General features: G+C 64.9%; 16 protein-coding genes. 4 read left to right on the forward strand and 12 right to left on the reverse strand.

The genetic code is table 11. From position 1 onward, the window contains the following. Positions 1-7: 7 nt before the first annotated feature. Positions 8-1759 carry a type I secretion system permease/ATPase gene (locus HU230_RS30270; RefSeq protein ID WP_176528679.1) on the reverse strand — a complete coding sequence of 584 codons (1752 nt, stop codon included), beginning with the start codon at positions 1757-1759 and terminating at the stop codon, positions 8-10. Between the two features lie 149 nt (positions 1760-1908). Further along, entirely contained in the window at positions 1909-2703 is a 795-nt protein-coding gene (locus HU230_RS30275; RefSeq protein ID WP_176528678.1) for an acyl-CoA thioesterase domain-containing protein, read from the reverse strand. A gap of 112 nt (positions 2704-2815) precedes the next feature. Here HU230_RS30275 and HU230_RS30280 point away from each other — a divergent pair, with 112 nt between their 5' ends. Further along, entirely contained in the window at positions 2816-3724 is a 909-nt protein-coding gene (locus HU230_RS30280; RefSeq protein WP_176528677.1) for a LysR substrate-binding domain-containing protein, read from the forward strand. On the opposite strand, the gene HU230_RS30285 is transcribed toward HU230_RS30280, so the two are convergent. From HU230_RS30285 to HU230_RS30315, 7 genes are all read right to left on the reverse strand, one after another. After that, complete coding sequence (locus tag HU230_RS30285; protein ID WP_176528676.1) at positions 3721-4698, reverse strand: ABC transporter ATP-binding protein; 978 nt, start codon at positions 4696-4698, stop codon at positions 3721-3723. The genes HU230_RS30280 and HU230_RS30285 overlap by 4 nt on opposite strands. Further along, positions 4695-6107 carry an amidase gene (locus tag HU230_RS30290; RefSeq protein WP_176528675.1) on the reverse strand — a complete coding sequence of 471 codons (1413 nt, stop codon included), beginning with the start codon at positions 6105-6107 and terminating at the stop codon, positions 4695-4697. The genes HU230_RS30285 and HU230_RS30290 overlap by 4 nt, the downstream gene beginning before the upstream one ends. Then, a complete protein-coding gene (locus HU230_RS30295) occupies positions 6104-6295 on the reverse strand; it encodes a hypothetical protein (RefSeq protein ID WP_092119665.1) in 192 nt (63 codons plus the stop codon). The genes HU230_RS30290 and HU230_RS30295 overlap by 4 nt, the downstream gene beginning before the upstream one ends. Next, positions 6292-7365 carry an ABC transporter ATP-binding protein gene (locus tag HU230_RS30300; RefSeq protein ID WP_176528674.1) on the reverse strand — a complete coding sequence of 358 codons (1074 nt, stop codon included), beginning with the start codon at positions 7363-7365 and terminating at the stop codon, positions 6292-6294. Before HU230_RS30300 ends, HU230_RS30295 begins: the two co-directional genes overlap by 4 nt. Before the next feature lie 3 nt (positions 7366-7368). Then, entirely contained in the window at positions 7369-8256 is an 888-nt protein-coding gene (locus HU230_RS30305) for an ABC transporter permease (protein WP_176528673.1), read from the reverse strand. A 65-nt stretch (positions 8257-8321) separates the two neighbouring features. After that, complete coding sequence (locus HU230_RS30310; protein WP_176528672.1) at positions 8322-9275, reverse strand: ABC transporter permease; 954 nt, start codon at positions 9273-9275, stop codon at positions 8322-8324. Positions 9276-9475: 200 nt separating this feature from the next. Next, positions 9476-11128: an ABC transporter substrate-binding protein gene (locus tag HU230_RS30315; RefSeq protein WP_176528671.1), complete on the reverse strand. Its 1653-nt coding sequence runs from the start codon at positions 11126-11128 to the stop codon at positions 9476-9478. Positions 11129-11338: 210 nt separating this feature from the next. Here HU230_RS30315 and HU230_RS30320 point away from each other — a divergent pair, with 210 nt between their 5' ends. After that, on the forward strand, positions 11339-12946 hold the full coding sequence (locus HU230_RS30320) for an ABC transporter substrate-binding protein (RefSeq protein ID WP_176528670.1): 1608 nt from the start codon (positions 11339-11341) through the stop codon (positions 12944-12946). A gap of 177 nt (positions 12947-13123) precedes the next feature. Then, positions 13124-14152, forward strand: a complete 1029-nt coding sequence (locus tag HU230_RS30325; protein WP_176528479.1) for an IS110 family RNA-guided transposase — start codon at positions 13124-13126, stop codon at positions 14150-14152. A gap of 342 nt (positions 14153-14494) precedes the next feature. Here HU230_RS30325 and HU230_RS30330 read toward each other — a convergent pair whose 3' ends face one another. Together HU230_RS30330 and HU230_RS30335 are read right to left on the reverse strand one after the other, a co-directional pair. Continuing rightward, a complete protein-coding gene (locus HU230_RS30330; RefSeq protein ID WP_176528669.1) occupies positions 14495-16729 on the reverse strand; it encodes a CHASE2 domain-containing protein in 2235 nt (744 codons plus the stop codon). 93 nt (positions 16730-16822) lie between these two features. After that, a complete protein-coding gene (locus HU230_RS30335) occupies positions 16823-20986 on the reverse strand; it encodes a VCBS domain-containing protein (RefSeq protein ID WP_176528668.1) in 4164 nt (1387 codons plus the stop codon). Between the two features lie 594 nt (positions 20987-21580). On the opposite strand from HU230_RS30335, the gene HU230_RS30340 reads away from it, so the two are divergent. Then, positions 21581-22327, forward strand: a complete 747-nt coding sequence (locus HU230_RS30340) for a transglutaminase-like cysteine peptidase (protein WP_176528667.1) — start codon at positions 21581-21583, stop codon at positions 22325-22327. A 136-nt stretch (positions 22328-22463) separates the two neighbouring features. On the opposite strand, the gene HU230_RS30345 is transcribed toward HU230_RS30340, so the two are convergent. Next, the gene (locus HU230_RS30345) at positions 22464-23663 is read right to left on the reverse strand and encodes an ABC transporter substrate-binding protein (RefSeq protein WP_097670954.1); all 1200 of its coding nucleotides are present in this window, start codon (positions 23661-23663) and stop codon (positions 22464-22466) included. Between the last annotated feature and the right edge of the window lie 25 nt (positions 23664-23688).

Consider the following 23688-nt stretch of genomic DNA (forward strand, 5'->3'; position numbering starts at 1 on the left):
CGGTCGCTCATGACTTGGCCGCCCCCGCATCGGCGACGATCTTGATCGGTGTGGGCACCGGCGGCGCGACGCGCTGCAGCACCTGCGCGAGCACGGTCTCCTTCGGCCCGAAGGTCTGCATGCGGCCATCCTTGAGCACCAGCAACTGGTCGACGCCCTCGATGCCAATCGGCCGGTGTGCGACCACGATGACGACGGCGCCGCGCTCGCGGGCGCCACGCACCGCGCGGGTCAGCGCCTCGTCGCCTTCGCTGTCGAGATTGGAGTTCGGCTCGTCCAGCACGATCAGGAACGGATTGCCGTAGAGCGCGCGCGCCAGCGCGACGCGCTGCGCCTGGCCTGCGGAAAGCGCCGTACCCTGCTCGCCGACCTGGGTGTCGTAGCCCTCGCGCATCTTGATGATCATCTCATGCACGCCGGCCTCCTTGGCCGCCGCGATGATACCGTCGGACTTGGCGTCGGGATCGAACCGGCAGATGTTCTGCGCGACCGTGCCGGCGAACAGTTCGACGTCCTGCGGCAAATAGCCGACATGGCGGCCGAGTTGGTCCGACGACCACTGATCCAGCGCGGCGCCGTCGAGCCGTACCTTGCCGCGCGCCGGCACCCAGACGCCGACCAGCGCCCGGATCAGCGACGACTTGCCGGACCCGCTCGGGCCGATCACGCCGACGCCGCTGCCGGCTTCGACGGCGAAGGTGACATCCTGCACGATCGGGCGCTGGTCGCCCGGCGCAACCATGGTCACCGCCTCGACCGACAGCTTCTTCTCCGGCGCCTGCAGCAGCGTCTGCTCCGGCCGCGCTGGAATCTGCTGCAGCAGGCGGTTGAGACGCTGCCAGCTCTGCCGCGCGGCGACGAAGCTCTTCCAATGCGCGATCGCGAGATCGACCGGCGCCAGCGCCCGCGCGCTCAGGATCGAGCCGGCGATGATGATGCCGCCGGTGGCCTCCTGGTGGATCACGAGATAGGCACCGACCGCGAGCACGGCCGACTGCAGCATCATGCGCAGCACCTTGGCGACCGCACCGAGCCCGCCGCTCACGTCGCTCGCACGCTGGTTGCCGGACAGATATTCCTCGTTGGCTTCGTTCCAGCGCTTGTTCATCCGCCCGGCCATGCCCATCGCCACGAGCACTTCGGCGTTGCGGCGGCTGGAGGCGGCGAGATCGTTGCGCCGCGCCGCGAGCGACATCGCTTCCCTGGCCGGCGTGCGCGACATGTATTCGGTGATCAGCGTCAGCGTCACCAGGATGACGGCACCGACCAGCGCTGTGACGCCGAGTAGCCAATGGAACGCGAAGCAGATCAGCATGTAGAACGGCAGCCAGGGCAGGTCGAAGAACGCGCCAGGCCCCATGCTGCCGAGGAAGGAACGCACATTGTCGAGGTCGCGCAGCGGCTGCAGGCCCTCGCTGCGATTGCCAGCCATCAGCGGCAGCCGCACGATGGTGTCGAACACCCGCGCATTGAGCGCTTCGTCGAGCGAGGTGCCGACGCGGCCGAGGATCCGTCCGCGCAACAGATCGAGCACGCCCTGGGCCATGTAGAGGACCGCAGCGATGACGACGAGGCCGACCAGGGTCGGAACACTGCGGCTCGGCAGCACGCGGTCGTAGACCTGCAGCATGAACATCGAACCTGTCAGATACAACAGGTTGATCATGCAACTGATGAGGCCGACGCCGATGAAGGCACTGCGGCATGCGCGCAGCGCCTCAGCCAGTTCGGAACGCCGGACAGCGGGCGCGGCTGCCATAAAAACCGATCTCTGCAAAACAAAAGAGTTACGTGATCGCCATGTTGTACAGACGTTTGCGACCACCGTCCATTTCAAGTCGCGCCAACCAAAGCATGGTTCGCGGCCTATTTTTGTGATCCCACAGACAGTTGACGGAATAATTAGGGTTAACCTGCCGCGAAACCCGGACCCGCAGCGGGTGCGCTTCTCGGAAAGGGCACGAGAATGACCGACATCGAGACCCGGCCGATTTCGCCTTCCACGTCGAGCAATACCCCGCTGCCGACGCCGAGCCCGGCCTCCGGGCGCCAGCGGGCCTCGGCGCGAACGCCGACCCACTCGCCACGCGGTGGCCGGAACAGTTGCACCGCAAGGTTCGGATTGGGGTCGGCCACCACATTCTGCACCGGGCGCGCGATGCCGTGGGTCCAGTCGGCCGGACCGAGCACGCGCGCCAGTGGGCCGGCATCCGCAGTCACGCTATGATGCATGCGAAACCAGGCGACATCGCCACCGGCACGGGCTTCCATCGCGTCCATGAACCAGCTGCGGCCATGGACCGCGTGCGGGCTGTGCAACGGAAAGCGCGTGGGATCCACCGGGTCGGCTGCGCTGCCGTGAAAACCGGGGACCTCGACCGCACGTTCGCGCGACAGCGTCACGCGCACCGTCGCACAGGGCTGCTCCTCGCCGGCTGGCCACAGGGTGTTGTCGACGACGCTGACCCGGCCGCCCTCGGTCACGACGGTCACTTGCGTGCGCAATTCCGCCATCGGCGTCGGCCGCAGGAACCAGGCTGAAGCCGATATCGCGGCGCCCCAGTTGCGCGGACCTGCCATCGCCTCGACCTCGGCGGTCAAGAGACTTGCGACCGCTCCGCCCTGGAGGCCTGCGAACGGCCCCGCCGCCAGCGCGGCCGGCTTCCAGTGATGCGGCGTGACGAGCGGTTCGAAGATAGCCAAGGCGGATGAGATCTCCTGAGGTGAGCAGGGTTGAGCGTGGGAGCAATCTGATCCAGAAATAGCGACCATGACAAAAGGCCATTCATCACTGCAGGTGAACAGGATTCACCCATTGGATGCCCCGGATCCACGGGCCATCCCACCGCTGCCGGCGCTGCTTGCCTTCGAGCGCGCGGCAACCCAGCTCAGCTTCCGTCGCGCCGCGCGCGACCTGTCGCTGAGCCCGTCGGCGATCAGCCATCAGATCCGCGGACTGGAGCAGCAGTTCGGCACCAAGCTGTTCGTCCGCGGCGCGCGCTCGGTGCGGCTGACCGCGGACGGCGAACGTTACCTTGCAAAGGTGTCGACCGCGCTGGCGACGCTGCAGGAGGCGAGCCGCGACATGCTGCGGCAACGCGGCGAGGCCAGCGGCGAGCTGTGGATCAGCTCATTGCCGTTCTTCACCAGCGCCGTGCTGCTGCCGGCGCTGCCGGAGTTCAAGCGGAGTCATCCGCAACTGACGCTGCGGATCGAGGCCACGCACCAATATGCCGACTTCAACGGCTCGCGCGTCGATGTCGCGATCCGCTACGGGCGGGAACATGCCGCCGGGCTGAAGGTCGAGCCGCTGGTCCAGGTCAAGGGATTGCCGGTCTGCACGCCGGCGATGGTCAAGGCGGGGCTTCGGAGCCCTGCGGACCTGTCCCGCGAGGTGCTGATCCATGTCACGACGCAACCGCGGGCGTGGCCGGCCTGGCTGAAGGAGGCCGGGCTGCCGCATCTCGCCCCGCGCGGGCATCTGTGGCTCGACAGCGTGCCGGCGATGCTGGAGGCCGCCGAACACGGGCTCGGCGTGGCGCTCGCAATGGCGCCCCTCATCAAGGCGCGGCCGGGCTTCGGCAAGCGGCTGGTGGCGCCGTTTGCGTTCGAGGCCGCGCATCACGAGACGATCTACCTGGTCTCCCGCACCGAGCAGGCACGAGACCGGCGGATCGCGGCTGTGCGGCGCTGGATCGCCGACGCGGTGGCGCGGGCATCCTAAACCGCGGCGACCGCCGACTCTGCGAGAACGCAGCGCGCCAGATGCCCGGGCGCGGTTTGCACGCTGGGCGGCAATTGTTCACTGCAGCGCGGCTCGGCGAACTTGCAGCGTGGTGCAAACGAGCAGCTCGCCGGTGCGTGATCGAGCGAGGGCGGCGTGCCCGGAATGGTCTCGAGCCGCTGACCGCGCATCGCGCCGTGAATGGTCGAGGCCAGCAGGCCCTTCGCATAGGGATGAACCGGCGTGCGCACGATATCGCGCAAGGCGCCCTGCTCCACGATCTGGCCGGCATACATCACCGCGACCCGATCGCAGATCTCGATGGCAACGCCGATGTCGTGGGTGACGAAGATGACGGACATCCCGAACTCGCGCTGCAGCTCGCGCAGCAGCAGCAGGATCTGGATCTGCACAGTGGCATCGAGCGCGGTGGTCGGCTCATCCGCGAGCAGGATCTTCGGCTTGCAGGCCAGCGCCAGCGCGATCATCGCACGCTGGCGCATGCCGCCCGACATCTCATGCGGATAGGACTCGAGCCTTCGCTTCGCGGACGGGATCCGCACCACTTCGAGCATCTCGAGCGCGCGCGCGGTGGCGTCGCGCTCGCTCTTGCCCTCGTGGCGCATCACCGTCTCCGCAATCTGGCGACCGATGGTGTAGACCGGATCGAGCGCCAGCGCCGGCTCCTGGAAGATCATCGAGACGGTCTGGCCGCGGAATGCGGACAGCGCCTCGTCATCCATCGCCAGCACGTCCCGACCGAGCACATTGACGCTGCCGGTGATCTGCGTGCGCTTCTTCGGCAACAGCCGCATCAGTGCGCGCAGCGTCACGCTCTTGCCCGAGCCGGACTCGCCGAGCAGCCCCAACACCTCGCCCTCGCCGAGCTGTAGGCTGAGATCGTTCACGGCATGGACCGTACGATCTCCGGTGAAGCGGATGTTGAGGTTGTTGATCTCGACGAGGTTGGTCATGCGAGCTTGGGTACCCTGGCGTGGAAATCGGTCGCGCGCTGGAAGGCGGCGCCGATCCGGAGCAACACCGCTTCCTCGAAGGAGCGGCCGATCAGCTGCATGCCGACCGGCAGACCCGCCTTGGTGAAACCCGAGGGGATCGAGAGCGACGGCAGGCCGAGATAGTTGACCGGGCGGGTGAACCGCGTCAGGCGCTGGATCACCGCCTCGGCGCCCGGGCCATTGCCGACGTCGCTCTCGGCGATCGTCGGCGCCGGCACCGGGGCCGACGGCGCGATCACCGCATCGACACCGCTGACCGCCGCGTTGTGCGCAGCGAGCGCGGGTCCGCGCCAGCGCATCGCCTCGAGGTAGGTCACCGCGGGAATGGTGAGGCCATTCTGCAGCCGCATCAGGACCTGTGCGCCGTAGTCCTGCGGCCGCTCGATCATCCAGCGCTTGTGGTAGGCTGCGGCCTCGGCCGCGAGCACCAGTTGCGACGCGGCGCTGAGCTGGCGCTGATCGGGAAGCTCGACCTTGACGATCTCGGCGCCCTCCTTCTTCAGGGTGGCCACGGTCTCGTCGAGGATGCGTGCCACCTCACCATCGAGGTCGTCGACATAGAACGCCGTCGGGACGCCGATCTTGAGGCCCTTCAGCGACTGCCTGGTCGCAGCCAGATAGTCGGGCACCGGCTGCGTCGACGCCGTCAGATCCTCGGGGTCGGCGCCGGCCATCAGGCCGAGCAGCAGCGCGCAGTCCTCAGCGGTCTGCGCCAGCGGACCGACGGTATCGAGCGACTGCGACAGCGGCATCGCGCCGGCCCGGCTGACGCGGCCGACCGTCGTCTTGAGGCCGGTGACGCCGCAGAAATGCGCGGGCATGCGCACCGAGCCGCCGGTGTCGGAACCCAGCGCGGCAAAGGTGAGCCGCGCGGCGACCGCCGAGCCCGAACCCGACGACGAGCCGCCGGTGATGTGCGCGACGTTCCAGGGATTGCGCACCGCGCCGTAATGCACGTTGTGGCCGGTCGGCCCATAGGCGAACTCGACCATCTGCAGCGAGCCGAGCCGGACCTGCCCGGCATCCTTCAGCCGCTGCAACGCCGTCGCAGTCGTCTTCGGCACGAAGTCGCGGCGGATCAGCGAGCCGCAGGTCACGACCTTGCCGGCCTCGTAATACATGTCCTTGTGCGCCAGCGGCACGCCGTGCAGCGGCCCCCGGCCGTTGCCCTTGGCGAGCGCGGCATCGGCTTCGGTCGCGGCCGCAAGCGCCTGTTCGGACTCGATCGCCATGTAGGCGTTGAGGCGCGGCTGCCATTCCGCAATGCGATGCAGCACGGCGCGCGTCACCTCATGCGAGGAGACCTTCTTGTCGGCAATCGCCTTGGCGACCGCGGTCAGCGTCATCAGGGCCGGTTCGGTGCTCATTTCGACACCTTCTGCGCCAGCAGGAAGCTCGCGGGTTCGAGATCGAACGGCAGCGTGCCGGAGATCGGCGCGAAGCCGTCGAATGCCGGTCCGATCGAGTTGGCGATGCGGGTCGCGACATCGTCATCGGCGGGCACGTCGGCGACGTGCGCGATCACCTTGACGTCCTTGGGAGTGGGTCTGGTCATGCCGCGTTTTCTCCTTTTGCTTTTGCCGGCGCGCGGCTGTGCCCCGAGCCAGCAATGGCCATGTAGCACGCCGCTTGATGGCCCATTGTATCGAGATCGCTGAGTTTTGGCGTGTCGTTTGCGCAGAGCGGCTCCGCAAACGGGCAACGGGTGTGAAACCGGCAGCCGGCCGGCGGGTCGATCGGATTGGGCGGATCGCCCGAGATCGGCGGCACCTCGGTGCGCCTGTCGGGATCGGATGACGGCATCGCCGCCAGCAGCGCGCGGGTATAGGGATGTGCCGGCGCGTCCCAGACCGCGTCGACCGGGCCGAGCTCGACGACTTCGCCGAGATACATCACCAGCACGCGATCGGAGATGTAGCGGACCACGTTGAGATCGTGGCTGATGAAAAGATAGGTCAGGCCGAATTCACGCTTCAAATCGGCGAGCAGATTGAGCACCTGCGCCTCGACCGATTTGTCGAGCGCGGAAACCGCCTCATCGAGAATCACGAGCCGCGGCGACAGCGCGAGCGCGCGGGCGATATTGACGCGCTGGCGCTGGCCGCCGGACACTTCGTGCGGGTAGCGGTTGGCGAAGATCTCCGGCCGCAAGCCCACCTTGCCGAGCAACTCGCGCGCCAGCGTCCGCGCCGTGTCATCGGCCATGCCGTGGACTTTGGGTCCGAACGCGATCGACTCCTCAATGGTGAGGCGCGGGTTGAGCGAGGCGTAGCTGTCCTGGAACACCATCTGCACGCCGCGTCGCAAATCGCGCAGCGAGAGCGCCGGACCGACCTGCCGGCCGTCAAAGATGATGTCGCCGGCATCGCGCGCCATCAGGTGCATCAACAGCCGCGCGGTGGTCGACTTGCCGCAGCCGGATTCGCCGACAATGCCGACGGTCTCGCCCTTCATGACCGCGAAGCTGACGTCGTCGACGGCACGCACGGTCTTGCGCGGGCTGAACAGCCCGCCGCGCACCGGGAAGTGCTTGGTCAGTCCCTTGACCTGCAGCAGCGGCTGCGCGGCGCCGCCGATATCGGCGACCGGCTCCAGCATATCGACAGAGAGATTGGCCTCGCTCATGCTCTAATTCCTGATGTCCATGGCGCTGCGCATGCCGTCGCTGAGCAGATTGAAGCAGATCGAGACCGCGAAGATCATCGCACCCGGCAGCGCCGCGACCCATGGATTGACATAGATCGCGGTACGCAGCGTGTTCAGCATCAAGCCCCATTCCGGCTCCGGCGGCTTGGTGCCGAGCCCGAGGAACGAGAGGCCCGCGGCCAGGATCATCGACACCGAAATCAGGCCGGTGGCGTAGACGAAGATCGGGCCGAGCACATTGCCGAGCATGTGGACGCGCATGATGGTGAACGGACCGGCGCCGGACGCGCGCGCCGCCTCGACGAAGTCCATGTTGCGGACACCGGTGGTGACGCTTTCGGCGACGCGGGTGATCTGCGGCACGAACACGATGGTCAGCGACACGATCGAATTGGTGATGCCGGCGCCGAGTGCACCCGAGATCGCGATCGCGAGCAGCACCGAAGGAAATGCGTAGAACACGTCGACGGTGCGCATGATCGCGGTGTTGAGCTTGCCGCCGACGTAACCGGCGACGAGGCCGAGCGAGGTGCCGATCATGAAGGCGAGGATCACCGGCAGGATGCCGATGACCAGCGACAGCCGTCCGCCATAGATCAGTCGCGCCAGCATGTCGCGGCCGAGTTCGTCGGTGCCGAGCGGATAGCCTGGCGTGCCGATGTGGCGGAGACGGCGGATCATCGAGCCCTGATAGGGATCGGCGAGATGCAGCCATGGCGCCAGCAGCGCGGAGGCAAAGATCAGAACCAGGATGATGGCGCAGGCCATGCTGACCTTGTCGCGCCTGATGCGGCGCCCAACCGTCGCCCAGTAGCCGCGTGCCTTGGTCGCGGGGGCGGCCTGCAATGCAGTATCTGACATCGCACTCATGGGAAGACTCTTAGTTGGAGCATGATCTTCGCGGAAAACCGGTATCCACTTTTCCGGATCATGCTCTAACTCCGCTTGATGCGCGGATCGATCGCGGCCTGCGCGATATCGACCAGGAGATTGAGCAGCACGAAGAATAGCGCAAGCACCAGGATCGTGCCCTGCAGCAGCGGCAGATCGCGCTGGAAGATCGCGGAGTTCAGCAACAGGCCCGAGCCCGGCCAGGAGAACACGGTCTCGATCAGGATCGAGCCGCCGAGCATGTAGCCGAGTTGCAGACCCATCACCGCAAGCGCGGTCGGCGCCGCGTTCTTGATGACGTGACGAAATACCCCGGTCTCGCGCAGGCCCTTGGCGCGCAGCGCCTCGACAAAATCCTGGCTCAGGATGTCGCCGGTCAGCGCGCGCACCGTGCGCGTGACGATGCCCATCGGGATCACCGAGGTGGTGATCGCGGGCAGCACCAGATAGCGCAGGTGCTCCCAGTCCCACGCCCAGGCGCCGGAGCCGCCCGGCCCGGCACCGACCGCCGGCAGCCAGTTGAGCTGCACCGAGAAGATGATGACCAGCACCATGCCGAGCCAGTAGTGCGGCAGCGAGACGCCGGCGATGGCAACCGACGTCGCGACCTTGTCGACCCAGGTGTCGCGGAAATAGCCGGCGATCAGCCCGAACAGCAGGCCGAGCGTAAAACCGATCATCGCTGCCGCAATCGCCAGCATCACGGTGTTGCCGACCGCGCGCATCACTTCGGACAGCACCGGCCGCCCGGTGGCGATCGAATTGCCGAGATCGCCATGGATCGCGCGCCACAGCCACAGACCGAATTGCACCGGCAATGGGCGATCGAAGCCGTAGGCGCTGCGCAATTGCGCGGCGAGCTCCTGCGAGGCATCGGCCGGCAGCACCGCGACCAGCGGATCGCCGGGCGTGATGTGCACCAACAGGAAGCACACCAGCGCAACGCTGAGCACGATCGGAATGACGTAGACGATCCGTCTGGACGTATAGGCGAGCACGTTGCGTTCTTTCTACCTTCTCCCCTTGTGGGAAGAAGGTGGCGCGCGGAGCGCGCCGGATGAGGGGTTCTATCCGCGGATACAGTCATTTCATTTTCGGCGAGGAGCGTCCGCGGAGACGACCCCTCACCCGGCTTTGCTGTCGCGAAGCCACCCTCTCCCACAAGGGGAGAGGGTGCCTAAGAGCGTCGCGCGTTATCTCACGGCACGACCGAGACCGGCGAGAAGTCGACGAACCAGCTCTTCGGCTGCACAAAGCCCTTGACCTTCGGGCTCATCGCGCGCGGCGCAACGTCGTGAGCGACGTACAGGAACGCCGCATCATCGACCGAGGCGGCGTGCAGTTCGGCAAGCGCGGCGTCGCGCGCTGCCGGTTCGAAGGTCTGGCGGGCCTTCTTCACCAGCTCATCGAACTTCGGATTGTTGATGAAGCCCCAATTGTTCGAGACCGGCGGCGCCATGCCCGACTGCAGGAAGCGCACCAGCGCGAAGAACGGATCCATCGCCGCATAGGTGACGTTGGTCGCGTTCGATCCGTTGGCCGACGGATCCTTGGCGCCGCGCCGCCAGTTGGTGAACAGCGTATTCCACTCGATGACGTCGAGCTGCACATCGAAGTAGCACTCGGCCAAAGCCTGTTGCAGATACTCGTTCATCGGCAGCGGCAGCATCTGGCCCGAACCCGACGCCGAGGTCTGGATCTTGACCGTCAGCTTCTTGTTCGGACCGAAGCCGGCCTCCTGCATCAGCTTCTGTGCGGCCGGCTTGTCGTATTTGATCTGGAAGGTCGGGTTGCCGCGCCAGGGATGGCCGGGCTCGAACGTGCCGGTGGCGGGTACCATCAGCCCCGCGAGCAGGCCGTCACGCAGCCCTTCGCGATCAACACAGAGATTGGCGGCCTTGCGGACGCGGATGTCATTCCACGGCGATCCTTCGACGCGGGAGAACTGCCACGGCCAGACATGCGGCTCCTCGTTGGAATAGAGATTGAAGCCACGCTGCTTGATCTCGGGCAGTGCGTCGGGCGCCGGCGCCTCGATCCAGTTGACCTGCCCCGACAGCAGCGCCGCAGTGCGCGCGTTGGCTTCGGGCATTGGCAACAGCACCATCTTGTCGGTCTTCGGCACGCGGGCCTTGTCCCAGTAATTCTCGTTCTTCACCAGCTCGAGCCGCTCGCGCGGGGTGAAGCTCGACATCTTCCACGGGCCGGTGCCCGAAGCGTCCTTGGCGAACGCCGCCCATGCGGCCTGCGACTTCGCCTTGGCATCGGCGCCTTCGGCCTTGTCGTAGAATTGCTGCCACTTGGCCGGGCTCGCCATGAACAAATTGGTGAGGTTGATCGGCAGGAAGCTGTCCGGCTCCTTGGTGGTCAGCTCCACCGTCATGTCGTCGATCTTGCGCGCCGAGACCAAGGTCGGCATGCGCGAGGCGGTGACGCCGACCTGGCTCGCATCGTATTGCGGCGCGTCCTGCTTCAGCACCTTGTCGACGTTCCAGACCACCGCATCGGCATTGAACGGTGAGCCGTCGTGAAAGCTGACGCCGGGACGCAGCTTGAAGACCCACTTGGTCTTGTCGGCATCGTCGACCTTCCACTCGGTCGCAAGGCCCGGAATCATCGCGCTCGCCTTGTCCGACGAGGACAGGTCCCACATCGTCAGCGCGTCATACATCGTGAGCCCGGTGAAGCGGTTGCCCTCAAAACCCTGGTCGGGCTGCCCGAGCGTGCGCGGAATATCGGCAGCCGTCATGCCAATGCGCAGCACGGTCTCGGCGCTGGCGATCGCCGGCACACAATTGGCGATCGCAAGCGCCAGCATGATCGCCGTCGCATTGGTCTTCCTGTTACGCATCTGAGCAACCCCTTCGAAGTCTGGTGACGTTTTAGTGATTATTTCTTGGGCAAGCGTATGCAATGCCTGTGCCAAGGGGAATAGTTCTTCAGCAAATAACCGCTAGGCGCGTCATTTCTTCCCACCTCGCGCCCCAACCGTGCGAAGATGCCTATTCTGGCATCATGCTTGCAGGATTCGGCCCCGACTTCCCACCAACGGAGCCTTCATATGCGCGCGCGCAATTCGATCCTGACGGCGGCAATGGCGCTCGCCCTGACCGCGGGCTGGCCGGCCATGTCCGCGCGAGCAGAGTCCATTGTGCGCTACGGCATTTCGATGGCCGACATTCCGCTGACGACCGGCCAGCCCGATCGCGGCGCCGGCGCCTATCAGTTCACGGCCTACACGATCTACGATCCGCTGGTGGCCTGGGAGATGGATGTCGCCGACCGGCCGGGCAAACTGGTGCCCGGGCTCGCGACCGAATGGAAGGTCGACGATAGCGACAAGACCAAGTGGCGCTTCACCCTGCGCAAGGGCGTCAAATTCCACGACGGCAGCGACTTCAACGCCGACGCGGTGATCTGGAATCTCGACAAGGTGCTGAACGACAAGGCACCGCAATTCGACAAGCGGCAGAGCGCGCAGGTCAAGACCCGGCTGCCCTCGGTCGCAAGCTACGCCAAGATCGACGACCAGACCATCGAGGTCACCACCAAGACGGTCGACTCCTTCTTCCCCTACCAGATGCTCTGGTTCCTGGTCTCGAGCCCCGCGCAATATGAGAAGCTCGGCAGGGACTGGGACAAGTTCGCCAGCCAGCCCTCCGGCACCGGCCCGTTCAAGCTGACCAAGCTGGTGCCGCGCGAACTCGCCGAGCTGACCAAGAACCCGGATTATTGGGACAAGAAGCGGCTTGCGAAGGTCGACAAGATGATCCTGATCCCGATGCCGGAGGCGCTGACCCGCACCAACGCGCTGCTGGCTGGCCAGGTCGACCTGATCGAAACGCCGGCGCCCGACGCCGTGCCGCAGCTCAAGGCCGCCGGCATGAGGATCGTCGACAACGTGACGCCGCATGTCTGGAATTATCATTTGAGCGTGCTGCCGGGCTCGCCCTGGACCGATATCCGCCTGCGCAAGGCGCTCAACCTCGCGATCGACCGCGATGCGGTGGTTGGCCTGATGAACGGACTGGCCAAGCCGGCCAAGGGCCAGGTCGACCCGTCGAGCCCGTGGTTCGGCAAGCCGAGCTTCGAACTGAAATACGACCTCGCGGCCGCCAAAAAGCTGGTGGAGGAAGCCGGCTATTCAAAGGACAAGCCGCTGAAGACGACCTTCATCATCGCCCAGGGCGGCACCGGGCAGATGCTGTCGCTGCCGATGAACGAATTCCTGCAGCAGAGCTTCAAGGAGATCGGCATCGACATCGACTTCAAGGTCGTCGAGCTCGAGACACTCTATTCGCACTGGCGCAAGGGCGCGGCCGACGAGATGAACGCCGGCATCACCGCCAACAACATCGCCTATGTCACCTCGGATCCGCTCTACGCCATCGTGCGGTTCTTCCATTCCGGCCAGGTGGCGCCGACAGGCGTCAACTGGGGCGGCTACAAGAATCCGAAGGTCGACGCGCTGATCGACGAGGCGAAACAGACGTTCGACAGCGCGAAACAGGATGCGCTGCTGGCGCAGGCGCACGCGCTGATCGTCGACGATGCCGCGCTGGTGTGGGTGGTGCACGACACCAATCCGCACGCGCTGTCGCCGAAGGTGAAGACCTTCGTGCAGGCGCAGCACTGGTTCCAGGATCTGACGCAGATCGGCCTGGAGTAACTCGCTCCACCGTCGTCCCGGCGAAGGCCGGGACCCATACGCCGCGGCCTGCGCAATAGGCAAGCGGCCAGACGGCTTTCTAACAACACCCATTTGTGGTTGATGGTGTGGACGGCCCCCTACGGCATCAGTGTGCCAGAATGAGGTTGTTGTAAATCTCAGACAAGGAGACCGTCCGTGAGAGAGATTATCCGTATTGGGATGGATACGTCGAAGCATATTTTTGTGCTGCATGGAGTTGACGCGGCGGAACAGCCGGTGTTGCGCAAGAAGCTGTCGCGCAAGCAGGTGCTTGAGTTTTTTGCCAAGCTTCCGCCGACCGTGATCGGGATGGAGGCCTGCGGGGCGGCTCATTACTGGGGGCGCGAGCTTGGCAAGCTTGGCCATGAGGTGAAGCTGATAGCGCCGCAGTTGGTGAAGCCTTATGTGCTGCGGAACAAGAACGACGGGCGAGATGCGGATGGGGTGTGCGAAGCGATGGGCCGACCGCGGATGCGGTTTGTGCCGGTGAAGAGCGCCGAACAGCAGGCCGCGCTGATGCTTGCAGGTGTCCGCGATGGGCTGATCGGCCGCCGTACCCAGCTCAGCAATGCGATCCGCGGCTACGCGGCGGAGTTTGGCCTGATCGCGCCGAAGGGGTTGGACAAGATCGAGCCGCTGTTGGCCCGGATCACGCAGGACGAGAGCGTTCCCGCTATGGCGCGCGAGCTGTTCGCCATGCAGGGCCGTGACTATGCGCAGTTGCAGGGTGAGCTGAAGGCGGTCGAGGCCAGGCTGCTGGCCTGGCACCAGGCCAACGCCACAAGCCGTCGTCTGGCCCAGATCCCCTCGGTCGGTCCGATCATCGCGACCTCGCTTGTGATGAAGACGCCGGACCCGCACGCCTTCCGCTCCGGCCGCTTGTTCGCGGCCTGGCTCGGCCTGACGCCCAAGGACCATTCCACCGCCGGCAAAACCAGGCTCGGCAAGATCACCCGCGCTGGCGACGAGACCCTGCGTCGCCTGCTCGTGGCCGGGGCGACCGCGGTGATCCGGCAGGCAAGGCTCGGGCGCGGCCACCCCTCGCGCTGGCTCGTGGCGTTGCTCAGGCGCAAGCCGCCGAAGCTTGCGGCCGTGGCGCTCGCCAACAAGGTGGCCCGCATCGCCTGGAAGCTGATGGCGACCGGCGAGAGCTATGATGCCGCACGCATGAACGCTGTCACCTAACAGGTCGGCCGGCCGGACGTAGCGCTCGCCGGACGAACCGGAGCTGCAAGAGCAGATGGAATGATCGATCGATCCAGAACGCGAGACAAGCCGCGGGACCCATTGGCCTTCACAAGGTCGCCAGGTTGTTTGGCACTCGCGTCGCGGAAACCATCTTGGCCCAGCGATCAACACGATCGCATCAAACAGGCCGGACATATGGATGACAGCGATCCGACCAATCCCAGAAAGCTCTTGTGCCACGGGGGCCGTCCACATATGGGTCCCGGCCTTCGCCGGGACGACGACGAACGTGCGGCGTCTATTTCGTCGTCAGCCGGGACGACACCGGGTTTGTGGCACTTACTTCGTCGTCAACGCGAAGGCGCCGTCCCAATCGTCCGGCGGCGGCTCCTTCTGGAAGGCGCGGATGCGCGCCTCGTAGAGGCGGTAGAGATATTGCAGCGTCTGCGCCTCGTCGGTCTTGCGGCCGCGCTCGATCGCGGCGAGCGCACCGTCCCAATCACGGCTGCGGTAGCAGGCGAGCATTTCGATGGTCAGGTTGCGCAGCCGCTGGAAGCGGCCGGAACCGGCCACGTCCTCGCGGCCGGCGATCGCATAGATCACCTCGGGCTCCTTCTTGCCCTTCACCATGATGAAGTCGAGTTCGAGGATCGCGAACTTCTCCTTCACCGCGAGCGCGGTCTTCGATCCCACGATGATCGGGAAGCCGTATTCCTTGGACTGCCCCTCCAGCCGGGCCGCCAGATTGACGCTGTCGCCGAGCACCGAATAATTGAACTTGAGATCAGACCCCATATTGCCGACCACGCAGGTGCCGGTGTTGAGGCCGACGCCGATGTTGAGCGGCACATAGACGTGGCCACCGTCCAGCGCTTCCTGTTCGCGCTTGCGGTTGAGGTCGCCGACGTGCCCCAGCATGTCAAGCGCGGCGTCGCAGGCGTTGAGCTGGTGCTGCTTGTCGTCGAGCGGCGCATTCCAGAATGCCATGATGGCGTCGCCCATATATTTGTCGATATAGCCTTTGCGGGCGAGGATCGCGTTGGTGAGCGGCGTGAGGAAACGGTTCATCAGCGCCGTGAGGCCTTGCGGATCGCGCTTGTAGGTTTCCGAGATCGAGGTGAAGCCGCGCATGTCCGAGAACATGATGGTCATCTCGCGCTCCTCGCCGCCGAGCACGAGCCGCTCCGGCGATTGCGCCAGCTGCTCGACCAGCGCGGGCGACATGTACTGCACGAATTGCGACCTGATCTGCCGGCGCTGCTGCTGTTCGCGCACGAAGGCGGAGAAGATCAGCGTGAGATAGATCGCCGTGGTCGACATCAGAGGATAGGTAAAATCGATCAGGAGCCGATGCTGGGAATAGAAATACCAGGATGTGCCGGTCAGCACCGAAGCGAACATCCCGCCGACGACGACCAGCGTGATCGGACCGAACTTCGGCGCGAAGGCGATGACCAGGAGCCCCATGATCAGCGCGGCGAAGAACTCGATGCCGATGCCGTAGTTCGGTTGCGAAACCACGTCACCGGTCAGCGCGCTCTCCAGCACCTGAGCGTGAACCTCGACCCCGGGCATCGCCGGCGTCACCGGCGTGGTCTTGATGTCGTTGAGCCCGACCGCGGAGGTGCCGATCAGGATCAGCTTGCCGGCGATCCTGTCCGGCGGCACCCGCCCATCCAGCACATCGACGGCCGAGACGTAGATCGATGGGTCACGCCGCGCATAGTGGATCCAAAGCTGGCCGTGGAGATCGGTCGGGATCGCAAAGCCCTTGATCCCGAGGCTCTTGATGCCGGCCTTGTCGGCCTTGATCAGGATGGTGCCCGAGCCGCCCGCCACCCGCAGCATTTCGAAGGTCAGCGACGGCATGGTGATGCCCTGGGCGACCATCATCATCGGCACCCGCCTGACGATGCCGTCGCGTTCCGGCCTGATCGTGAACAGGCCTCGCCCGGCCGCGGCCTCCTCAAGCACCGGCACGTTGCGCAACAATCCCGGAAACTGGAACATGAAGCTCTGCGGCTCCTCGCCGAGCATCGCAAGCCCGGTGACCGGCAGCCTTTCGTTGAGGTCGGCGCGCACGTTGGGGCCGCCGGACTCGCCGAGCACCACGCGCGAGTTCTTGATGGCGTCGGCCAGGATGCTGTCGTTGCTCGGCAGCTGCCGCAGCCTGGCGCGCATCTCCTCGTCCAGGCTGCTGAACGTATCGGCCGCGATATCGGGGTTGAGACGATCGGGCTCGGAGAACACCGCGTCGAACGCGATCACCACGGCGCCGAGCCGGGTGAGGTTGATGACGATGTCGGCGAGCCGCGTCCGCGGCCACGGCCATTGCCCGAGCCGGGGGTCAGCGAGGCTCTTCTCGTCGATATCGACGATGGTGACGGGCCGCGCGGTCTTCTGGCGCGGTTCGAGCACCTGGAACGTGTCAAACGTCCTGACGCGGAGCTCCTGCACCGGAGCCGGATCCGCGATCCGCAGCGCGGCGATGCCGATCAACAGCGCCACGCAGGCCAGCCGCGCATAGCCGAAGCGCCGTCCGAACCACCTTCGTATCGCCTTCAGCCGTTTCATGCCGTCTGGATATCACGCGCGGAGAGTTGTTCCAATCAAGCAGTCGTTGCGCAATGCAGGATCCGGTCGGCCCTTTCAGGAGGCCGACGCCCATCACGTATAATGAATGATGAAGTCGCTCTGCGACAAACTCGCCTTCGAGACATTGTGCAACGTGATCGTGTCTGCACTGTCGACCGTGATCAGCGTATCCGCCGAATTCGTCGGCGACGTCGTCACATTCTGATCGAACCAGCTGCTGAAGGTGCTTGTCGAGACGACCGTGGACAGGTCGATCTGGTCCTGGGCCGGCGTAAAGTTCAGGATCGTGTCGTGATTGAAGTTCGGCGCAAACACGAATTTGTCCTGATAGCCCGATCCGAAGAACACGTCCTTGTCGCTGGTGCCCGTTAGCGTCACTGGCTGAGACGGATTTTGCTGGACGTTGAAGATCAGGTTGACCGTATCGCTCGCGCCGTGGCCGTCGGTCACGGAGAGCGCGATCTTGTCGGTCGCCGGCGGGGTCTGGCCCGGGTCGTAGACAAGGCCGGGCGACCCGAGCGCGGTGTTGAGATCCGGGAGATGGCCGACCAACGCTGGCGGCGCGACGCTGCTGCCCGAACCGGGGTTGGTCGCGGCCGCCAGGGTGAAGTTCTCGTTGGCGCCGGCATCGACATCCGTGACCGTCAGGCCGGAGATCGTTTCGGTCCCGTTGGGATTGTCGGTGATGTTGATGTTGTCGGTATGGATCACCGGCGCGTCGTTGGCGCCGACGACATCGACCGTCAGCGTCGCAGTCCCGGTCGCGCCATGGGCATCGATGGTCTCGACGGTGAACGTGTCGGCATAGGTGCCCTTGGCCAGCGCGTTGATCGCGGCGGCGTCGGGAACATAGCTGTAGGTGCCGTCCGCGTTGACCGTGAGCGAGCCGTAGAGGCCAGCGATCGAGGAGTTGACCGCGACATGGTCCGAATTGAGGGCGGCATAGGTCAGAGTCGCGGTCTCGCCGTCGTCGACGTCATGGCCGTGCAGCGCGCCGGTGAGCGGGCTGAACGTGTCGTCAGCAGCGGTATCGGTGAGCGTGCCGGCGTTGACCTCGGCCAGCGTCGGCGCGTCGTTGGCGCCGTTGATCGTGATCGTCACAGGCGTGGTGATGACGCCGCCATGATGGTCGTCGATCTGGATCGTGTAGGTCAGCGTCAGCGTCTCGCCGGCGGCCAGATAGTCGAAATTCTGATCCGCAGTCGAGAAGGTCCAGGCCTGCGATCCGTTCACATGGCCGGTCGAATCCGTCAGCGTCCCCAGAGAAAGCCAGTTCAGGATCGTGGACTGGTCCTCGGGCAGGCCGGTGGTCGTCCCGGATTCGGTCACACCGGTGATGGATACGGTGTGAGTATCGCTGAGATCGACATCGGCAAATCCCACCACGCCCGATGCGACGTCCGGCTTGGATGAACCCGTCGTGTCGGGCTGCTCGGGGATGATGGCGGTCTGCGGCGCCGACGTGACGGTTGGCGCGTCATTGCTGCCGACGATCGTGATCGTCACCGGTTGGCTGATTACGCCACCATGATGGTCGTCGATCTTGACTGTGTAGGTCAGCGTCAGCGTCTCGCCGACGGCGAGATAGTCGAAATTCTGGTCCGCGGCCGAGAAGGTCCAGGCCTGCGAACCATTCACATGGCCGGTCGAATCCGTCAGCGTCCCCAGCGACAGCCAGTTCAGGACCGTGGACTCGTCCACAGGCAGGCCCGTGGTCGTGCCGGATTCTGCGACGCCGGTGATGGACACGGTATGGGTGTCGCTGAGATCGACGTCGGCAAACGCCACCACGCCTTGGACCGCGTCCGGCTTGGTCGAGCCGGTCTCGCCGATCGCCTCGGGCACCGAGGTGGTCGGCGGTTCCGACGCGAAGGTCGGGGTGTCGTTGGTGCCCGTGATGGTGATCGTGACGGGCTGGGTGACGACGCCGCCATGGTGGTCGTCGACCTGGATCAGGTAGGTCAGCGTCAGCTTCTCGCCGGCCGCCAGATAGTCGAAATTCTTGTCGGCGGCCGAGAACGTCCAGGCATTGGATCCGGTGACGCCGCCGGTCGTATCCTTCAGCGTGCCGAGCGACAGCCAGCTCAGGATCGTCGCCTGATCGGGGAGCCCGGTGGTCACGCCCGCTTCGGTGACACCGGCCACGGTGATGCTGTGGGTGTCGCTGAGATCGGCATCGGTGAAGGTCACGGTGCCGGACGCGCTATCCGGATTCGCCGAACCGGTTACGCCCTCGGCCTCGGTGATGGCGGCCGCCTGGGCCGGCGAGGTGATCACCGGCTTGTCGTCGGCGCCGACGATCGTGATCGTGATCGGGACCGTGACGACGCCACCATGATGGTCGTCGATCTGGACCGTGTAGATCAGCGTCAGCGTCTCGCCGACGGCGAGATAGTCGAAACTCTTGTCGGCGGCCGAGAACGTCCAGGAGCGCGATCCCGTCACGCCGTCGGTCGAATCGGTCAGTGTGCCCAGCGACAGCCAGCTCAGCATGGTGGCCTGGTTGGGAATTCCGCCAGTGAAGCCGGTCGCGGTGACGCCGGTGATGGCGACAGTGTGCGTGTCGGTCAAATCCGCATCGGTAAACGTCACCGTGCCATCCGCCGTATCGGGCGAGGCGGAATTCGTCGTCCATGGAAGCTCGGTGATCGATCCGACCTGTGCGGCGGACGTCACGACCGGCGTGTCGTTGGTGCCGGTGATCGTGATGGTGAAGGTCTTGAATGCGGTCTCGTTGCTCAGCGCGTAGTTGTTATCGACGCGCACCATGTAGGTCAGCGTCAGCGTTTCGCCGGCGGCGAGGAAGTCGAAGGCGCCGTCGGCAAGGCTGTAGGTCCAGGTCGCCGAGCCGATGTTGCTGTTGAGCGGATTGGGGTCGAGCAGCACCGGGACCTCGACGGCCGCGATGGCCGCCTGTTCCGCCGCCGTCAGCGACGAGGTGACGTCGTTGCCGCCGGCGTCGTGGTAGCTGAACGTGCTGAAGTTGACGGTTGCAGTCGGCTTGTCGCCGAGATTGACGTCCACCCAGGTGATCTGGCCGTTCACCGTGTCGGGCAGCGCGCTGTGGGTCAGCCCCGCCTGTTCGGTGATCGCCCCATTCTGGGTCACGACATGCGGCGGTCCGGCGATGTGGTCGGACTTGATGGGAGCGGGCTGCGATCCGGGATTGTTGGTCAACCCAAGCAGAAAGCTGATCGGCACGATGGCGTCGCCGGTCGCGAGTTTCAGGCCGATCGTGACCGGGACGACGCTGTCCGTGAAGTTCGTCGTGAGCTTGGTGTTGGGATTCGAATTGTCGGTGAACTTCAGCGCGAAGACATCGGAGATCAGCTTCTGCGCATCGGTCGACAGTTGCGCCGACGACACGAAGCTGACGCTGCCCTGGCCGTTGACGATGGTCTGGGTGCCGGCCTGATCGACGGTTGCGATCGGATTGAGCGTCGTCTTGTCGAACAGGATGTAGGAGCCGGTGGAGCCGTCGGGCTCGACCAGCACCTGGAATTTGGCCGGCGGCACACCACCCGTGCCCTGGACGTCGAAATCGATCTCGACCAGCACCGCGGTGCCGCGGATACCCATGGTCGCGACCGGCGTATCGACCTTCATGTCGCCATGCTTGGCGGTCGCGCCGGCAACGAACGAGATCGTGCCGGAGACGAGGCTCATCAGCGACGAATTGCTCGACCCGTTCGGGTCGTAGATCATCTCGTTCAGCACCATCTTGGCATTCGGTCCGAGACCGAACACGGTGCCGTCGATGAAGGTGATGCCGAGCGTCGAGTCGCCGCCGGACTGCACCACGTCACCCTTGTTGACGTTGTCGCCCTGATTCAGAACGATCGCGACACCATTGCGGATCGCGGTGGCGTTGCCCACCAGCTTGGTGACGTGGCCGATGACCTTCGCCGGTTCCACCGCGCCGCCGGCCTGGGCATATTGGGTGTAGCCGGTGAGCGCGTTGACGAGGTCGCCGGTGAGATGCGCGCCTTCAGGCGACGCCAGGGCCGCGTGTTTCCCGCCCTTGAAGTAGTCGTGCAGGACGAGTTCCCGGTCGTCCTTCGAGATGACGAGATCGAGCCCGGTCCGCTTGAAGTCGCCGGTGAACAGCAATTGCCCGTCGTCGACCGTGATCGCGCCGGGCGGAGCGTGCGTGGAAACGCTGTCGACATGCACCGATCCACGGGCATAAGCGTCCGCGTTCGGCAAATGGCCGTCGAATTTCTCGACAAAGTTCACTGCGGATCACCGCACGAGGGTTAATATTGGTAGAATATCCGAATGATTACGCCTGCATATCATCGGATAAAGCTTCGCGAAATCATGCTGTGGTTTCGCAAGGTGCTCTGATTGCGCGGTTTGACTGGGTGTGACTTGGCTCACTCTCAGATGAGTCGTGTAGTCCGGACTTACCGGACGGTACCATGAGATGGGATTCAAGCCAAGATGGGTACTGAGCCACGTATTCGTGGTATTGACTGGCATTTCTCTACTTGCCTTTATTTCCCCGCAGCCCCGAGAGGGCATCTGACCCCATTTTTCCGGTTAAAGCTGTGACCTGGCTTACAAATCGCAGCTATCCCGTGCGCGGACCGGCCGGGCTAACCAGAGGGCAACGATGAGGCGTTTTGCGGTGGAAAAAGGTTCGCCGGTTCGTTTCACAAACCGGTAAAGTTTTCGGGACCCGGGCCACACGCCCTTTAGGCTCCTGCCCGGATTCCCCACATCTTAAGTCGATTCGAAGGGATCGTTGGCCATGCTGTCGGCATGAAACGATCCGGTCGCGTGCGCGGTGCAGTATCCACCCGTCGATGAGCGGACAGGGGGTGTCGCATGGGTAACTCGCTTCGCTCGTTTGCGCTGCGCGCCGTCATGCTGGGCTTCGGCCTGGCCTTGGCCGCGCCGATTGCCGAGCTCAAGGCCGCCTCGGTGCTCTCGCCCGGCCCGGCGACACTGCTCAGAAAGTCGACCGAGCCGTTCGGCCTGCCGACCAGTTCGCTTGCCGGCGGCGGCCTGCACGACAAATGGCTCGGCGTGCAACGTCAGCTTGCCGACGAATTGGTGCAGCTCGCAGCCTGCGAGAGCGACCGCGCGGGATGTGCGTCGCCGGAGGCGCTGCGGTTCCTGGCGATCGTCGATGCCGGTCGCGCGCGCACCGGCCGCGCCCGTCTCGGCGAGATCAACCGCGCGATCAATCTGGCGATCCGCCCCGGCAGCGATCTCGCGACTTATGGCGAGCCCGACGTCTGGGCCACGCCGCTCGCCACCTTTGCCCGCGGCAGCGGCGATTGCGAGGACTATGCGATCGCGAAATTCGTGGCGCTCGGCAAGGCCGGCGTCGCGCCGGAAGATTTGCGCATCGTCGTGATGCATGACCTGCTCGGCGGCGAGGACCATGCCGTGGTCGCGGCGCGGCTCGACGGCCACTGGCTGACGCTCGACAACCGCCGCATGGCGATGATCGAGGACGCCGACATCAGGCGTTTTCGGCCGACCTTCGTGATCGACCAGAATGCCGTCAGCCGCTATGTCGATGCGCCGCCCGTCGCCGAGGCCGCGTGGCGGCCGACGGCGCGGTGAATTGAGCCAGGTGATCGAAACTCGCTTCCGTCATTGCGAGGAGCGAAGCGACGAAGCAATCCACATTTCCTCTCGGGAGGTATGGATTGCTTCGCTGCGCTCGCAATGACGGCCAGTTGGAATTCTGGACCGCCTCTCAGAACATCAAATTGTCCTTCACCAACACCCAGCGGCCGCCCTTGACCTGCTGCACCTGGGTGATGGTGTTGGCGAGATGATCGGTCTTGGAGAACTTGGTCGGTGGCGAACTGAAGATGTCGAGGAACTTGTCGCCCGACTCCAGCGCGTCGAGCATCTTCTGGCCGGTGAGATCCTTGCCCGCCTTCTGCGCGTAGAACGCGAAGGTCATTACCGCGTTGTAGCCGATGATGGCCTGCGTGTTGGCCTCGCTGTTGAACATCTTCTTGTAGTTGACGAGCCAGTCCTTCACCTTGCCCTTGGCCGTGTCCTCGTAGGGAATCTCGAAGCCCGACGCGGCGTAGAGGCCCTCGACGGCTTCCTTGCCGAGCGCTGGCACTTCGAGCACGTTGGTCGGCGTCGCGCCGAGGAAGGTGACGTCCCAACCGAGCTTCTTCGCCTCGTTCATCGCGCCGATGGTCTCGCGGATCACGGTGCCGAGCACGACGAGATCGCAGCCGTCGGACTTCATCTTGGCGACCTGCGCCGAGAAGTCGGAGGCGCCGCGCTTGTAGCTCGTGACCGAGGCCGGCTGCACCTTCATCGCGGCGAGCTGCTGGGTGAAGCCGTCGAGCACGTTCTTACCGTACTCGTCGTCTTGGTGCATGATGCAGGGCTTCTTGAAGTTCTTCCACTCCATCATGTATTTGATCGCGGCGCGCGTGCTCTCGACATAGGGCAGCAGGTTGTTGAACTTCAGCCGCTCCTGCGGCTTGGCGGGATCGAACTTGAAGGTGAATTCGGCGGCGGTCAGCGGAAACAGCTGCAGCACGCCGGCATCGAAAAGGATGTCCTGCGCGGCGAGCACGGTCGGCGAGCCCATCGGGCCGATCATCGCGAAGACCTTGTCGCGCTCGACCATCTTCTGCGAGGCCAGCACGGCCTTCTTCGGGTCGTAACCATTGTCCTCCAGGATCATCTTGATCTTGCGACCGTTGATGCCGCCGCTGGCATTGATCTCCTCAACCGCCATCTTCATGCCGTTGGACACCGGGACGCCCCAGACCTTGATCGGGCCGGACAAATCCTGATGCGTTCCGATCACGATCTCGGTCGGCGAGATGCCTTCATTGGTGACCTTGGTCTGGGCTGCGGCCGGCAGACAGGTCAGCGCCAGCGCGCTCACCGCAAGGCCCAGCGCCTTCAGCGATTTCGACATTGCAGTCTCCTCCTTACATGGCCCA

This window comes from Bradyrhizobium quebecense, assembly GCF_013373795.3.
GTDB lineage: Bacteria > Pseudomonadota > Alphaproteobacteria > Rhizobiales > Xanthobacteraceae > Bradyrhizobium > Bradyrhizobium quebecense.